The following is a 16,543-nucleotide window of genomic DNA, read 5'->3' on the forward strand; positions in this document are numbered from 1 at the left end:
GCAAAAATAACAATTATTGGCTATTATCAATAGTTTTAATGATTTTAGCAAAATAAACCCAATTAGCAAACTACAAATTATCTGTTGCTGCTTCCGCACAACGTTCACCATCCATAGCCGCAGACACAATACCACCTGCATAACCTCCACCTTCTCCACAAGGAAATAAGTTGGAAATTTGAGGATGTGCTAAACTCTCTTTTCGAGGAATAGAAACTGGTGATGATGTTCTAGATTCTACACCAACCACATTGGCTTCTTCTGTATAATAACCATTCATTTTTTGTCCGAATGCTTGAAAGCCTTTTCGTAACCTACTCCCGATTAATTTCGGTAAAAGCGAATGTAAAGGCGCCGAATTTAATCCCGGTTGGTATGATGTATCATTTAAACTTGAAGATAAATTACCTTCCACAAAATCAGTTAAACGTTGTGCTGGCGCTACCTGACTTCTTCCGCCAGCCGTAAAGGCCAAACGTTCTAAATTCTTCTGATATTCCAAACCTTTTAACGCTCCAAATTGCTCGTATTTAGGTAAATCTTTATTAACATCTATTTCTACTACAATACCAGAATTGGCATATAGATTATTCCGCTTAGACGGCGACATACCATTTACAACAACTTCTCCATTTGCAGTAGCTGCCGGCACAATAAATCCGCCAGGACACATACAAAATGAGTAAACACCACGTTCGTTAACTTGCTGTACTAACCCGTAAGATGCAGCTGGTAAAAGTTCATGACGAGGACCAGAACAATGGTATTGGATAGAATCTATAATATGTTGCGGATGTTCTACACGAACGCCCATAGCAAAGGATTTGGCCTCTAAAGCGATGTCCTTTTTATCTAATAAATAAAAAATATCTCTAGCCGAATGCCCTGTTGCTAGAATAACCTTATCAACAGGCATTTCTTCTTTATTTAAAAGCTGAATGGCCTTTATGCTATTATCTTTAATAACAAAATCGGTAACTCGGGTTTCAAAATGAACTTCTCCACCATAATTCAATATGGTTTCTCGAATATTTTGAACCACTTTCGGGAGTTTATTTGTTCCTATATGCGGATGTGCATCGACCAAAATTTGATCGGTTGCGCCATGAAAAACTAAATTCTCAAAAATACGGCGTACATCACCACGCTTTAAACTTCGGGTGTAAAGTTTACCATCGCTGTAAGTTCCTGCTCCACCTTCACCAAAGCAATAGTTAGAATCTTCGTTTACAAAATGATCTTGATTTATTGCTTTTAAATCGCGACGACGATCTTTCACATTTTTTCCGCGCTCTAAAACAATAGGCTTAAAGCCAAGTTCAATACAACGCAATGCCGCATACATTCCTGCTGGTCCGAAACCAATAATATGAACTGGTTTCGCCTTAGATACATCTTTATAGTTAAAAGTATAATCGGATGTTTTTGGCAGAGCTTCGCGAATATAAACAGCTACTTTATAGTTCAGCATAATTTTAGCCTTTCGCGCATCGATAGACTTTCTTAAAACTTTTACTCCTGTAATATCTTTTCGATCTATCTCTAACTTTAAAGCAGCCTTTAAAACTAGAATATCACTACGTTCTTCTTCTTTTAATGTAATACGAAGTTGAATTTCTTTCACCATAAATATTGAAGTTCTCTAAAGCAACAAACCTTTTGCTTTTCTATTTTCTTTCGTAAGTTAAAAACGTAAATTCATAATCATGCTTATCATCTTTATTATGAAATTTATGCGCTGTTTCTTTCCAAATTGAAGTATCTACTTCCGGAAAAAAAGTATCGGCATCAAAGCTTTCATGTACACGTGTTAATTCAATTTTATCAGCAACTGCCATGGCTTGCTTATAGATTTCACCACCACCAATAATGTAGGGTTGCACATCGCTTTTAGAAGCCTCAATAGCTTCTTCTAAACTATTAACTAATATTACACCTTCTGGCGCTTTGTAATCTGTTTGTCTTGTAATTACAACATGTGTACGGTTTGGTAATGGCTTTGGGAAACTCTCAAATGTTTTGCGCCCCATAATGATATGATGGCCATTTGTTAAACTTTTAAATCGTTTTAAATCGTCACTTAAATGCCAAATAAGTTTATTACCTTTTCCTATAGCATCGTTTTCCGCTGCAGCGACAATAACAGTAAGCTCTTGATTACCTGTACTTATAGCTTCTTTTACCTTCTGTTCACTTTTAAAAACCTCACTTTTCACAATAAGTTTCTCTTCTTTATCTAAAGTGCTTTTTAAAGCTTCAATACGTACTTGCTGTTTTGCTACAAGTTTTTCTAATTGTTCTTTTTCCCAAGCTTTACCCATAAATTTATGAGTAACAAACACAGTAATTAAATGATATACAAAGAAAAACGACCACGCTAGAATAGCGTATAAAAACCATTCTTTACCAAAAAAAGTAACCTCTTTACCAATACCTAAAACGGTATTAGCAATTATTAAAAAAACAGCACCAAGAAGAAATATAACAAAATGAATGTACAATCCTTTCTTTTGCCTAATGCGTTTTTGAGCATTTTCTATAAGCTCTAATTGGTCTTTATCTATTTGTGGAGTGGGTCTTTTTTTTCCGAACATGATGTAAAAATAATAGATGTAAAGTTATAACATTTTAATGATATGCCGAAGTTTATTTAATTAGTCATATTTTAGAGAAACACTAGCTTAATAAGCTCTAAAACTAATTGAGAATCAAGCAAAAAGCCGATTTAACGATTGCTAATAATATAAAATTCAGCCTAATTTTATTATTTACCATGAAATAATTAGAACCCATATTATTAAATTGATAATTTTTTGATGTTAAGGCGTTTAAATGATTATGAGTTAATAAACTTTTATAAATTTGTAGAATAAAACAACATATTTTACTATGGCTATTAAAAAACAATATTTAAAAAGCAAACCAGTTTGTAAAGTAACTTTTACTATTGAAGCTGAGGAGGCAAAAAAAGTTTCTATTGTTGGGAGCTTTAATGAATGGAACGAAAAAGCAACACCGTTAAAAAAATTAAAGAACGGAACATTTAAAGGCACTGTTGATTTAGATGCTGAGAATTCTTATGAATTCAAATATATAGTTGACGGAGATTACGTTAACGACTCTGCTGCAGACTCTTATGTTTGGAGCGATTACGCTTCTGCTGAGAATAGCGTTGTTAGTGTTTAATTACCATATCAATACGGTATAAAAAAAGGGCTTCTAAAAAATTTTAGAAGCCCTTTTTTTATGTTTTATCTCTCACGAATCTTAAATCGCTACTTTTCCTTTTATATGTGGATGTGGATCGTAATCTTCTAAAGTGAAATCATCAAAATCGAAATCAAAAATGTCTTTAATTTCAGGATTCATCTTCATTGTTGGCAACGGACGAATATCTCTAGATAATTGCAGCTCTAATTGCTCGTAATGATTACTATAAATATGCGCATCTCCAAAGGTATGAATAAACTCACCAGCCTCGTAACCGCAAACCTGAGCCATCATCATGGTGAATAAGGCATAAGAAGCAATATTGAATGGTACACCTAAAAAGATATCTGCACTACGCTGATAAAGCTGACAAGACAATTTACCATTAGCCACATAAAATTGAAAAAACGCGTGACATGGAGGCAACGCAGCTTTTCCGTTCGCCACATTTTCACTAAAAGATTTTGAATTATCTGGTAAAACAGAAGGATTCCAAGCAGAAACCAACATTCTACGACTGTTTGGGTTGGTTTTTAAACTATGGATTACTTCTTTAATTTGATCAATTTCATCACTATTCCAGTTACGCCATTGATGCCCGTAAACAGGCCCCAGATCTCCATTTTCATCGGCCCATTCATTCCAAATGCGCACACCGTTTTCGGTTAAATATTTGGTATTGGTATCACCTTTTAAGAACCAAAGCAGCTCATAAATGATAGATTTTAAATGCAGTTTTTTGGTGGTTACCATCGGAAAACCTTCACTTAAATCGAAGCGCATTTGGTATCCAAAAACACTTTTTGTACCTGTACCCGTGCGGTCTCCCTTTTCGTTTCCGTTTTCTAAAACGTGTTTTACTAAGTCGTGATATTGTTTCATAATTATCGCTCCTGCAGAAACAGGGTTCTATTATTTAGTGATTGTTTATTACCTTGAAATAACTACAAATAGTTAGTAACAAAATTAGTAAAAACAATTGTTTATTTAATCTTCTGTAAAAATTAAGCTGTATACTTTTGTAAAGTTACTGTCTTCGCAGGAATTGTTTACCCAATAATCATTCCAGCAATAGTCGCCGAAATTAAAGAAGCAATAGTACCACCAACAAGTGCTTTCATACCAAATTTAGACAAGGTTTTACGTTGCCCTGGAGCAAGAGAACCAATACCACCAATTTGGATACCTATAGAAGCAAAGTTAGCAAAACCACAAAGCATGTAAGTTGCCATGATTATCGATTTCTCGTAACTTAAATGCGTAGCATTTGCCGCATTTTTTAAATCGCGCAATTGTATGTATCCAATAAATTCGCTGGCTGCCAATTTAATACCTAAAAGCTGCCCCATTAAAGCCATATCTTCTTTAGCTACACCGATAAGCCACATAAGCGGTGCAAAAGCATAACCTAAAATAAGTTCGATAGATAATTTAGCGTATGATGTGTTACTGGCAATCCAACTGTTTACAGATGTTACATCTCCAACCCAGCCAAGAATACCGTTAAACATAGCTATAAAAGCCACAAACACTAATAACATAGCACCAACATTAACCGCTAGTTTTAAGCCTTCGGTAGTTCCGTTTGCAATAGCATCTAAAAAGTTAGATCCTATTTTTTCTTGAGAAACAGAAACATCGGTATTTACATCTTCGGTTTGAGGGAATAATATTTTTGAAATTACAATAGCTCCTGGTGCCGCCATCACTGAGGCCGCCAACAAGTGTTTTGCATAGAATAATCTTAAATCAGCATCATCTCCACCTAAAAAGCCAATGTATGCTGCTAATACAGCTCCCGCAACGGTTGCCATACCACCAATCATTACCAATAACATTTCAGATTTATTCATTTTCTCCAAATACGCCTTAATTAAAAGTGGCGCCTCGGTTTGACCTAAAAAGATATTTCCGGCAACACTTAAACTTTCGGCTCCCGAAATTTTTAATGTTTTAGAAAGCAACCAAGCCATAGCCTTTACGACGCGTTGGATAATGCCTAAATAAAATAAAACAGATGTTAATGCAGAAAAGAATATAATAGTTGGTAGCACTTGGAACGCGAAAATAAATCCGAATGTATCCATATCTACCACTAAACCTTCGAAAAGAAACTTACTTCCAGCTCTTGTAAAATCGAGTACGTTTACAAATAAGCCTCCAATAAATTCAAAAATAGTTTTTATAAATTCTACTTTTAAAACACCAATAGCAATTAAAAGTTGAAAAGCTAAACCGACAACAACAATTTTCCAGTCGATTGCCTTTCTATTACTACTAAAAAGAAACGCTACAAAAATAAGCGTAACCATACCTAAAACACCACGCCATAAACTGTTTAAAGTAAACCCTTGGCTAGGTATGATAGTTGCCGTTGCTACTTGCGGTTCTGGTTGCACAGACTCGGCAACTTGAGCGACATTTAATTCTGCTTTAGTAACCACTAACGAATCTTGCAGAGCATTACTAACAGAATCTGTAGTTTGGGTAATTTTGGCAGTTATTGTTTCGTTTACATCCTGCGCCGTTAGTGTTGTAGTTAGAACTAAAAAAAAAGCAACAGTAATCAAAAACAACTTATTCATATTATAGACTTAGGTATTATTCTCTTTTAGAAATTTCATCACGAATATGTGCTGCCTTTTCATAATCTTCATTCGAAACGGCTTCTTCTAGTAAGTTGTGAAGTTCTTCGATAGATTTTGCTTTGTAGTTTTCTCCTGGCTCTTGAGGCTCAAGCTCATTTGCAACCAACTCATCCATCAAAATATTATCTTCCGTATCATCATCCTCTTTTTTAGGATTCACTTTTAAGTAAATACCTGCTTTATCAAGAATGTTTTTAAACGTAAAAATAGGAGCTTGAAAGCGAAGTGCTAAAGCTATAGCATCACTAGTTCTTGCATCGATTATTTCTTCAATTTTATCGCGTTCGCAAATTAAACTTGAATAAAAAACGCCATCTACAAGCTTATGGATAATAACTTGTTTTACAACAATATCGAAGCGGTCTGCAAAATTTTTAAATAAATCATGTGTTAAGGGTCTTGGAGGACTAATTTCTTTCTCTAAAGCAATAGCAATAGATTGCGCCTCGAAAGCCCCAATAACTATAGGGAGTTTGCGGTCGCCATCTACTTCATTTAAAATTAATGCATACGCACCATTTTGGGTTTGACTATAGGAAATCCCCTTTATGTTTAATCTTACTAAACTCATAATTAATAAAAACGCAAAGAACTGTTTAAATTAGGACTTTACCAACTGCATGATGGATAAATTCTAATTTAATCAGTTCTGAATATTATTACAATTTAAAAAAAAATATGTTATTGCTGCGCTTTAAAAGCTTTTAATTTCTCGATGAGTTCTGGAATAACCTGAAAAGCATCTCCAACTACTCCGTAATCGGCCGCTTTAAAAAATGGTGCTTCTGGATCTGTATTAACTACAACTTTCACTTTAGAGGCATTAATACCTGCTAAATGTTGAATAGCACCAGAGATTCCGATAGCGATATACAAATTAGACGCTACAGGTTTTCCTGTTTGCCCAACGTGTTCACTATGTGGTCTCCACCCTAAATCTGACACTGGTTTAGAGCAAGCTGTTGCTGCACCTAAAACTTCGGCCAATTCTTCAATCATACCCCAATTTTCAGGACCTTTTAATCCACGACCACCAGAGACTACAATTTCTGCATCTGCAATAGTTACTTTATCTGTAGCTTTATCTACAGACTCAACGTTTACAGCAAATTCTGGAATGGCAGGCGAAAAATCTTCCGCGGAAGCGCTACCACTATTTTCTACTAAACCAAATGCATTATTAGAAACTCCAATAATTTTAACTTCGGTGTTTATTTGCGTGTTTTCGAAAGCTTTATTTGTAAAAGCGGGACGTTTAACAGTAAACGGACTTGTGCTAGATGGTGCTGCTACAACATTAGAAGCGTAACCTGCATTTAACCCTACCGCTAAAAGTGGTGCTAAATATTTACTATCGGCACTAGAGCTGATAATAATAACTTTAGCACTTTCGTTTTCGGCCGCTTGCTTAATAACATTTGCATAAGCATTGGCATTAAAACTATTTAATTTATCATTATTAACATGTAACACTTTATCTACTCCGTAATTCCCTAAAACAGATGTATCTGCGGCATTTACGCTAATAGCTGTAACAGTTGTGCCTAATTGGTCTGCAACGGCTTTTGCATAAGAAGCAACTTCTAACGCTGCTTTTTTAAAGTGACCTTGTTCTGATTCTGTATATACTAAAACTGACATAATATATTCTTTATTTTTTTAATTTCCACGGAAGTGAAAATCTCATTAATGATTTTGTAAACTTGAAAAGACTCTGAAATTAAACTCAGACTAACTCCTTTTCTCTAAATAACCTTAGCTTCATTATGAAGTAAGCTTACCAACTCGTCTAAATTATCTGGAGAAACCAAAGTAACTGCACCTTTTGGAGCTGGTTTTTCAAAAGAAACAGATTGTGTTTCCGGAGAAGCTTCTACAGGTTCTGATACTGTTAATGGTTTTTTACGAGCCATCATAATACCACGCATATTTGGAATACGTAAATCACTTTCTTCTACCAATCCTTTTTGTCCACCAACTACTAATGGTAAACTTGTAGAAACGGTTTCTTTACCACCATCGATTTCTCTAACCGCTTTAGCGCTTGTACCGTCTATTTCTAAACCAATACAGCTATTTACAAAATTTGCATTAGTTAAAGCCGCAAGCATACCAGGCACCATTCCGCCATTGTAATCAATAGATTCACGACCAGCAATAACTAAATCGTAACCACCATTACTAACAACATGGGCTAATTGCTTAGCTACAGAAAAAGCATCGGTAGCTACTGTATTTATGCGTATTGCAGCATCTGCACCAATAGCCAAAGCTTTACGTAATGTAGGCTCGGTTTCTGGACCACCAACATTTACAACATCTACACTGGCACCTTGTTTTTCCTTAAACCACATGGCACGTGTTAATCCAAATTCATCATAAGGGTTTATCACAAATTGTACGCCATTGGCATCAAACTTAGTATTGTCTTCTGTAAAATTAATCTTAGAAGTGGTATCGGGAACGTGGCTAATGCACACTAATATTTTCATAATAATCGCTATTTAGTAAGAATATGTTTGTTTGAGTTTACGAAGTTAATTATTTTATTTCGAAAAATACTATGCACGCATAATAAATTTTTGTTTTTATTTTTTAGAAATCAACAAGTATTTATCTCGAAACAAACCTTAAACTATTTATAAACACCTTTAAACAAAGGTATAAACAATTATTTAGACCGCTGGTTTTAGTTCACACAATATTAACACCCTATCAGGTTTTATTAAAATTTCACATCATGAAAAGTAATAAAAAACCTACTTAAAGAAAAGATTTAAATCGAAAACTGAAGCAATCATGATTTAAAACACCTTATTAAAGTGAAGATTATTCCATCCTTCTTAGTGCAATCCGCAATAATCTCCTTTTCTCATTCTTGAGTTTCATCTAAAAACGTTTTTCTTCTGTTAATTTGATAAAAAAACACAGCACTTACTTCCGACTTGAAAATTTCCATAAATCAAAGTGAAAAAAACAATATTTTTCTCGTAGAAAATTTTTAATTTAGCAACTTGATTTAAAATAGATAGAATGAAGACAATTCAATTTAGAGAAGCCATTTGTGAAGCCATGAGTGAAGAAATGCGTCGTGACGAAAGCATTTACTTAATGGGCGAGGAAGTAGCTGAATATAATGGTGCTTACAAAGCATCGAAAGGAATGCTAGATGAGTTTGGAGCAAAACGTGTTATTGATACACCAATTGCAGAGCTTGGTTTTGCAGGTATAGCAATTGGTTCTACCATGACAGGTAACCGCCCGATTGTAGAATACATGACATTTAACTTCTCTTTAGTAGGAATTGATCAAATTATAAACAACGCAGCAAAAATTAGACAAATGTCTGGTGGGCAATTTAACTGCCCTATTGTTTTTCGTGGACCAACAGGTTCTGCAGGACAATTAGGAGCAACACACTCACAAGCTTTTGAGAACTGGTTCGCTAACACACCTGGTTTAAAAGTTGTTGTACCATCTAATCCTTATGACGCAAAAGGACTTTTAAAAGCATCTATTCGCGACGACGATCCGGTTATTTTTATGGAAAGTGAGCAAATGTATGGTGATAAAGGTGAAGTGCCAGAAGGCGAATACATTATTCCATTAGGTGTTGCCGACATCAAGCGTGAAGGTACCGATGTTACTATTGTATCTTTTGGTAAAATTATTAAAGAAGCTTATAAAGCTGCAGACGAATTAGAGAAAGAAGGTATTTCTTGTGAAATTATCGATTTACGTACCGTTCGTCCAATGGATAGAAAAGCAATTGTAGAATCTGTTAAGAAAACAAACAGATTAGTTATTTTAGAAGAAGCATGGCCTTTTGGAAGTGTTGCTACTGAAATTACTTATTTAGTACAAAGTGAAGCTTTCGATTATTTAGACGCTCCAATTATCAAAATAAACACCGCAGACACACCTGCACCTTATTCTCCTGTTCTTTTAGAAGAATGGTTACCGAATAAAGACGAGGTTATAAAGGCTGTGAAAAAAGTTTTATACAAATAAAACAACATATTTTACGTTATTAAAACTTCATTAGCACAACTGTTAGTGAAGTTTTTTCGTATAATAAAATAACATATTCGTTTTTTTGAAAGGAACGCTGTTACAGACAGACTATTAGCTTCTTTTAAATGAAACATACTAAATGCCCCTAATGAAAACGAAATTAGTTTTAATATTTTTCTTTTTTGGATTGCTTTCCATAGCAGCGCAAACCAAAGTGAGCGGTTATATTTTTGATGAATATAAAGAGCCCGTATCTTTTGCTAACGTTTTATTTAAAGGATCGACCCAAGGAACCATAACCGATGAAAACGGCAAATTCTATTTAGAATCTGACGAAACTTGGAGTAACCTTATTGTATCCTTTATAGGTTACGAAACTCTAGATTTACCTTTAGCTAAAAGAGTAAATTACGACTTAAATTTCACGTTAAAAGAAGAAGCCTCTGCTCTAGACCAAGTATTGATTGTTACAGGCAAGCAATCTAAAAAAAACAACCCCGCCATAGATTTACTTCGTAAAATTTGGGAAAACAAACGTAGCAATGGCTTAAAACAGTTTAAACAATACCAATACGATAAATACGAAAAAGTAGAATTCGATATTAACACCATAGACAGCGCCTTAATTAAAAGTAAGCTATTTAGAGGTATGGAATTTGTTTTCGACCAAGTCGACACTTCTAATGTTACAGGTAAAACCTATTTACCTATGTTTATAAACGAAGCTGTATCTACCGTTTATGGCGACAATATTATAAACAAAGAAAAAAACGATTTAAAAGGAAACAAAAACTCTGGGTTTAGTGATAACCAAATAATAATCGATTTTGTAGACGACCTTTATAACGACTTTAATGTTTACGATAACTACCTTAAGTTTTTCGATAAAAGTTTTGTAAGTCCTTTATCTAAAACAGGGATTAACACTTACAACTATGTGTTATCCGATAGCTCCTTTATTGATAATAAATGGTGTTACAACATTATTTACTATCCGCGTAGAAAAAACGAACTGACTTTTAAAGGAGATTTTTGGGTTGCCGATACTACCTATGCTATTAAAGAAATTAATTTACAAGCTTCAAAAAGCGCAAATATAAACTGGGTAAAAGACATTTACATTGAACAAGAATTTGAAGTACTAAACGATTCTTTATTTTTAGTAAAACGTGACTACATGATGAGTGATTTTGCTTTTAGTAAAAAAGAGAAATCGCGTGGTGTTTACGGAAAGCGTACTACTTTGTACAACAATTACGTATTTGATAAAGAGAAAGATAAAAAATTCTACGATGTTGAAGTTTACAATTTCGATAAAGATGTTTACGATCGTGATGATACCTTCTGGTCGGAAAATCGTTTAGAAAGTTTAAATAAAGATGAGCAAGGTGTTTACAAAATGCTCGATACTTTAAAAACAGTTAAAAAATTTAAACGCCTATATAACTTAGGAAGTATTTTAACCTCAGGTTATATCGAGTTTAACTCATTACCTTTAGATTACGGACCAATATTTTCAACTTTTGGATTTAATGAAGTTGAAGGTTTACGCTTGCGTGCAGGTGGTAGAACCTATTTTGGAAAAAACGATTTATGGCGTTTAGAAGGTTTTATGGCTTATGGTTTTAGAGATGACAAAGTAAAGTATGGCATTTCTGGAAAATGGCTAGTTGATAAAAAGAGTCGTTTAATTATTTCCGGAGGAAACAGACGCGATGTAGAACAAATTGGGGCGAGCTTAACCACAAGTTCTGATGTTTTAGGACGAAGCTTAGCATCATCTTCTGTAGTAGGCACTAGCACTAACGATAAGTTAACCTCTATAAACTTAACCAGTTTAGCTGTTGAAGCAGAACCATGGCGCAATGTTATTTTTAGGTTAGGCGGTAACTACCGTACTTTAGAGTCGGCATCGCCAACTTTTAGTTTAGATTACAATACGCCTGATGGATTGGAATCGGAAATTAAACAGTTCGAATCGTCTCTATCAATGTCTTATTTCCCTAAGCGAAAAATGACAGGTTTTGGTGTAGAGCGTTTAAATGCTAACGATGATTACGCACGTCTTTTTGCGCAAATAACACGTGGAGATAAAGCCATATTCGATGGTGATTTTAACTACACTAAACTTCAGTTTTCATATATTCAACCTTGGCAAATTGGTGGCTTTGGCCGCTTAACCACAACGGTAGAAGCTGGTAAAACCTTTGGTGAAGTACCATTAGGTTTATTAAGCGTTATTCCAGGAAACCAATCGTATTTTTCAATATACAATACCTTTTCTCAATTGGACTTTTACGAGTTTGTTTCAGACACTTATGGATCTGTACATTTAGAACATAATTTTAACGGACGTTTATTTTCTAGAATCCCGTTTTTACGTAAACTAAATTTAAGAGAAATAGTGAGTTTCCGTGGTGTTATAGGTGAGCTATCTGATGAGAACTTTGCATTAAGCAACACAGGCTTACCAAACAGCATTCCGTTAGCAGCGCCATCTAAAAAGCCATACTACGAATATGGTTTTGGTATTGGAAACATTTTTAAAGTATTTAGAATAGACTTTAATTTTAGAGGTAATTATTTAAATGAAGTTGAATATCCAGACGCTAGAAAGTTTGGAGTTACAGGAAGCTTCGGTTTTAACTTCTAGAACCTTATTATATATACAAAAAACGCACAAAGGCAGTAGTTGTCTTTGTGCATTTTTTTGCTATTAAGTAAGCTTGCGCTTAAATATGCAACCTATAAATTGAAGTAGAATTTCCTGATGTACCTTCCTAATAAAAAACGATAAAAGAAGCCTTTTAATAGATTTTACGTTTCTGAAACCAAATACCTTCTAAACTTAAGTTTATAGAAAATAAATGGTAATTTTCCTTAATTAAACCGCTTGAAATAGTGCCTTTATTTCCATAAGAATAACTAAAATTAATCATAGAACTTGTATCACGTTTTAATGGCACACCAATACCAAAGTTTATCGCAGAATTACTAATTCGGGTATTATCTATTTCAATATTTCCGTTATCGTAATTAAACCCTGCGCGATACTCCAAGCGATTAAAAAACTTTAATTGATTTCCTGTACTCTTAAATTGTAAACCAGCTCCGAAGAAATCCTGATCTACAAAAGTTCCTATTTGATCTGATTGATTAGTATCATCCCAAAAACTTTTCTTATAATCTAAACTCACCGTAAAAGCCTCTTGAAGTGTAGTTTGCAAACCAAAACCAAATTCTAAAGGCAACTTAAAGTCATCTAAATCAGAATCGGTTTCAAAAATCTCGGTAGTAACGTCGGTGGAAATGGTGGTTGTCCCAATTGTATCACCGCTAAGTGTTGCTGGTAAATTGACCACCCCACCAACGGAGAGATTTTTGGCTATATCATATTGAAATCCTGCACCTAAACGTAGTCCAGAATAGCGATTATCTTCATCTATTAAAATAGAACTGTAACTGTCTGCAAAAATATAGTTGGTTTCTGTTTCTGTAATTTTTCCAAAAAGTGCAGATGCAGTTATTCCTAATCTAAAATTATCGGTTAACGAGTAACCGTAATTCATCTTTAAATCGTTTATTCCTCCCTCACCTTCAACCGTTGTGTTAAACAAATTTGTACTACCCTCAATATAACTTTCTATTCCAGAAATGGTATATCCCACACTTGTAAACGGAATTAAGGTTATACCGAATCCTGATTTCTCGTTAATAGGAAAAGCAATACCAATGTTGGAAAAATTGGCTGTAATACTAGAATTAGAACTTGCCCCTTCTGCCGAGATATTTGTTTCTCCTTTAAAACCAAAGTCGTAGAAAAACGCATTTTTAGGAATTGCCCCAAATGATGCTGGATTCGAGTTATTTATAAACGTGCTTGATGGTATGGCAATGCCCGATTTTCCTAAACCATTTATTTTACCTGTACCAATATCGTTGGTTAAGCCTAAGCCATAAAGTGAATAAGGCGAACTCGATAAGGCATTAGATTGAGCAAAAACCTGACCAGAAAAAACAAGTAAAACGGTGTAAAGTGCTATATATTTAGTCTTCATAAATGGCATAAGTTAATTCTAGTTTCAGTTTTAAATCGTCGCTGGAAGTTTCTTCTCCATTAAAAATATAGCGATCTACAGATTGATTGAAATCTTGTCCGTAAATAGCTAAATATAAATTATCATTATACGTGGCATCTAACTTTAAGTTTAGAAAATACGTAACAGGAATAGAATAGGTTAAGGTTTTAAATTCTTCATCATAAGCCTCTAAAAGACCATAAGTAGTTTCACCCGCAGCATTGGTAAGCGTGCTGTAAATATCGCCTTTTCTATCAATTAAAAATACACTTAACGAATCGCGAATAGATAAGTTATCGGTAGATGAATTTTGCTTAATAGAAATCTTTAAACTGGCATTTAAAATGCTTCCATTTCCTTCAATATCATTAATTCGTTCCACATAAGGAATATCAATTCGAGTTGCTAAACCTGTCCCCGATTGTGAAAAACTATTATCATCGGTATCTGTACTAAAAAGTTGTGTTTCTTCACTTTCTAGATCTGAAAAATAAGTTCCGGTATAATCGCTAGAAACATTATGAAAGCTGTTGGTAGAGTTTAAGTAAAACTCCATAGTCTGGCTATCCTCAACTTCAACCTCATCATCTTCCGAGTAGTATAAGCGTAAAAAACTACTAGTCGCAAATCCTAAAACACTCGTGTTGTTATCGTCTGGACTTACTAAAAGTCCTTTATATTGATTTAAAAACTCATCGCTCGTAGTGATTTCATTATCTCTTATTTTTTCATATAACTCCTTTCCAAAAACGTCGCTAATAGTAATATGAAGCGAATCTTCTTTTATTGGGTAAGGCTGAAATGTTTTTGTTCCGATAGCCGTTTCACTAGCCTCAAAATTGGTTGTGTTATAAAAATAATCATCATCACTTTTAATATCATCTAAAATATTAAAAACGTTAATGGTTTGCGTTTGTGTAGTGTCGTTATAAAAGTAGTTGTCGTACTTTAAAATTAGCGCGATAGAATCGTAAATTGCCTCATTATCAATACTTTCAAAAGGGTATGCCAATTGCAAATAACTTTTTGCTTTAGTTTTCCCGAAAACGTCATCGGTATAAGCACCAACTAAAAGTCTACTCGTATTAGAAACCGCAATAGAATCGAACTTAAAAGTAGAAGCATTTACCGTCATAGAATCGATAAAATAGACTTTAGTATCTACTTTTATCCAATCTTCTCCCACGGGAACTGCGGTATCATCTCCTTCACAAGCCATAAAAAATGCTAGGCCCATAAAAATTAATGACACAGAAAAGAACTGTTTCATTTTCATATAAAATCTTTTTTTATGCGAACCTAAATAAACACTTCATTTAAATAAAACATGTTATACAAAGGCCTTGTTTTAGTATGCCAATAGCCTGATTTAACCGACCAACACGGTAGAAGCCCGTTGGTCTAGAAAATAGCCGTGTTGGTATAGACTAATCCCGAGAATATCAATTATGTTTTTATATGGCGCTAGTAACAGATAGTTTTGCTGAAAAGATTAACAAAAAGAAGAGATAACGAATTATGAAAAATAAATTAAAAGTCCTTTTAGGTTTAGGTGTTTTTATAGGTCTATTTGTAAGTTGCAGTAGCGATGATGATGACGAAGAACGAGGGAACTGGATAGAACGCTCAATTTTTGATGGTGTTCCAAGAAGTAATGCAGCTAGTTTTGTGATAGACAATTTAGGCTACATGGGTACTGGATATGATGGAGACGATTACTTAAACGATTTTTGGCAATATAATATTGAAGGAAACTATTGGTCTCAAAAAGCAAGTTTTCCTGGTAGCGCACGTAGTTCTGCTTCTGGAATGGAAATTGACAGCGATGGTTACATTGGTGTTGGTTATGATGGTTTAGATGAATTAAGTGATTTTTACAAATATGATGTTGCCTCTAACTCATGGTCGCAAATAGCAGACTTTGGTGGTGGTGTTAGACGTGCTGCTGTAAGTTTTGGCGTTAACGGTAATGGCTATGTTGGTACAGGTTATGATGGCGATAACGATTTAAAAGATTTTTGGAAATACACTCCAGGAACCGATACATGGAGCGAACTTGTAGGTTTTGGCGGCGATAAAAGAAGAGATGCAACAACCTTTACTATAGATGATAAAGTTTACTTAGGTACAGGAGTTAGCAACGGTGCTTACAAAACTGATTTCTGGGTTTTCGATCCTACAACTGAAGTTTGGTCTAGCTTAACCGATTTAGACGATGACGATGATTACAATGTAGTACGCTCTAACGCTGTAGGTTTTAGCATGGGTGGATTAGGATATATTGCTACTGGTTATTACGGTGGAGCCATGACCTCTATTTGGGAGTACGACCCAATTAATGACGATTGGGAAGAAATTACAAACCTAGAAGCTACTGCAAGACAAGACGCTGTTGCTTTTTCTACAGGAAGCCGTGCTTTTGTAAGCTTAGGAAAAACAGGTACTTTGTACTTAGATGATACATTCGAAGTGTTCCCTCAGGATGATTATGATGATGAAGATTAATAGCAAATTTTATATCATCCATTAGTTAAATTCCAAAGTAACTTGCTCATTATTTTATAGCAATTACTTTGGTTTTTCTTGTTTAAA

13 protein-coding genes are annotated in these 16,543 nt (G+C 34.4%); 4 read left to right on the plus strand and 9 right to left on the minus strand.

The features are described from left to right. Window positions 1–70: 70 nt before the first annotated feature. Both DFQ06_RS08710 and DFQ06_RS08715 read right to left on the minus strand, forming a co-directional pair. Entirely contained in the window at window positions 71–1,627 is a 1,557-nt protein-coding gene (locus tag DFQ06_RS08710) for an NAD(P)/FAD-dependent oxidoreductase (protein ID WP_074937062.1), read from the minus strand. Window positions 1,628–1,667: 40 nt separating this feature from the next. Further along, on the minus strand, window positions 1,668–2,594 hold the full coding sequence (locus DFQ06_RS08715; protein ID WP_133967275.1) for a dihydrofolate reductase: 927 nt from the start codon (window positions 2,592–2,594) through the stop codon (window positions 1,668–1,670). A 295-nt stretch (window positions 2,595–2,889) separates the two neighbouring features. Between DFQ06_RS08715 and DFQ06_RS08720 the strand changes: the two genes are divergently transcribed. Further along, window positions 2,890–3,186, plus strand: coding sequence for an isoamylase early set domain-containing protein (locus DFQ06_RS08720; RefSeq protein ID WP_042496690.1), 297 nt, complete (start codon window positions 2,890–2,892; stop codon window positions 3,184–3,186). Window positions 3,187–3,267: 81 nt separating this feature from the next. Here the strand turns inward: DFQ06_RS08720 and DFQ06_RS08725 are convergent, their stop codons facing one another. The 5 genes from DFQ06_RS08725 to DFQ06_RS08745 form a co-directional block, all read right to left on the minus strand. Beyond that, window positions 3,268–4,092, minus strand: coding sequence for a thymidylate synthase (locus tag DFQ06_RS08725; RefSeq protein ID WP_133967277.1), 825 nt, complete (start codon window positions 4,090–4,092; stop codon window positions 3,268–3,270). A gap of 167 nt (window positions 4,093–4,259) precedes the next feature. Then, window positions 4,260–5,795 carry a NupC/NupG family nucleoside CNT transporter gene (locus DFQ06_RS08730; RefSeq protein ID WP_083415735.1) on the minus strand — a complete coding sequence of 512 codons (1,536 nt, stop codon included), beginning with the start codon at window positions 5,793–5,795 and terminating at the stop codon, window positions 4,260–4,262. 16 nt (window positions 5,796–5,811) lie between these two features. Further along, window positions 5,812–6,429 (minus strand): bifunctional nuclease family protein, encoded by a 618-nt coding sequence (locus DFQ06_RS08735; RefSeq protein ID WP_042502640.1) that lies wholly within the window; start codon window positions 6,427–6,429, stop codon window positions 5,812–5,814. 110 nt (window positions 6,430–6,539) lie between these two features. Continuing rightward, window positions 6,540–7,499: an electron transfer flavoprotein subunit alpha/FixB family protein gene (locus tag DFQ06_RS08740; RefSeq protein WP_074937055.1), complete on the minus strand. Its 960-nt coding sequence runs from the start codon at window positions 7,497–7,499 to the stop codon at window positions 6,540–6,542. 104 nt (window positions 7,500–7,603) lie between these two features. Beyond that, entirely contained in the window at window positions 7,604–8,350 is a 747-nt protein-coding gene (locus DFQ06_RS08745) for an electron transfer flavoprotein subunit beta/FixA family protein (protein ID WP_042496682.1), read from the minus strand. Between the two features lie 541 nt (window positions 8,351–8,891). Here DFQ06_RS08745 and DFQ06_RS08750 point away from each other — a divergent pair. Together DFQ06_RS08750 and DFQ06_RS08755 are read left to right on the plus strand one after the other, a co-directional pair. After that, a complete protein-coding gene (locus DFQ06_RS08750) occupies window positions 8,892–9,869 on the plus strand; it encodes a pyruvate dehydrogenase complex E1 component subunit beta (protein WP_042496679.1) in 978 nt (325 codons plus the stop codon). A 151-nt stretch (window positions 9,870–10,020) separates the two neighbouring features. Beyond that, entirely contained in the window at window positions 10,021–12,525 is a 2,505-nt protein-coding gene (locus DFQ06_RS08755) for a DUF5686 and carboxypeptidase-like regulatory domain-containing protein (protein WP_133967279.1), read from the plus strand. A 154-nt stretch (window positions 12,526–12,679) separates the two neighbouring features. On the opposite strand, the gene DFQ06_RS08760 is transcribed toward DFQ06_RS08755, so the two are convergent. After that, window positions 12,680–13,930 (minus strand): BamG family beta-barrel-assembly machinery protein, encoded by a 1,251-nt coding sequence (locus DFQ06_RS08760; protein WP_133967281.1) that lies wholly within the window; start codon window positions 13,928–13,930, stop codon window positions 12,680–12,682. Continuing rightward, window positions 13,920–15,227: a DUF4270 family protein gene (locus DFQ06_RS08765; protein WP_081959047.1), complete on the minus strand. Its 1,308-nt coding sequence runs from the start codon at window positions 15,225–15,227 to the stop codon at window positions 13,920–13,922. The genes DFQ06_RS08760 and DFQ06_RS08765 overlap by 11 nt, the downstream gene beginning before the upstream one ends. A gap of 242 nt (window positions 15,228–15,469) precedes the next feature. On the opposite strand from DFQ06_RS08765, the gene DFQ06_RS08770 reads away from it, so the two are divergent. Continuing rightward, complete coding sequence (locus DFQ06_RS08770) at window positions 15,470–16,456, plus strand: Kelch repeat-containing protein (protein ID WP_133967283.1); 987 nt, start codon at window positions 15,470–15,472, stop codon at window positions 16,454–16,456. The last annotated feature ends 87 nt before the right edge of the window (window positions 16,457–16,543 follow it).

The sequence above is a fragment of the Algibacter lectus genome, from assembly GCF_004368925.1.
Classification (GTDB): domain Bacteria; phylum Bacteroidota; class Bacteroidia; order Flavobacteriales; family Flavobacteriaceae; genus Algibacter; species Algibacter lectus.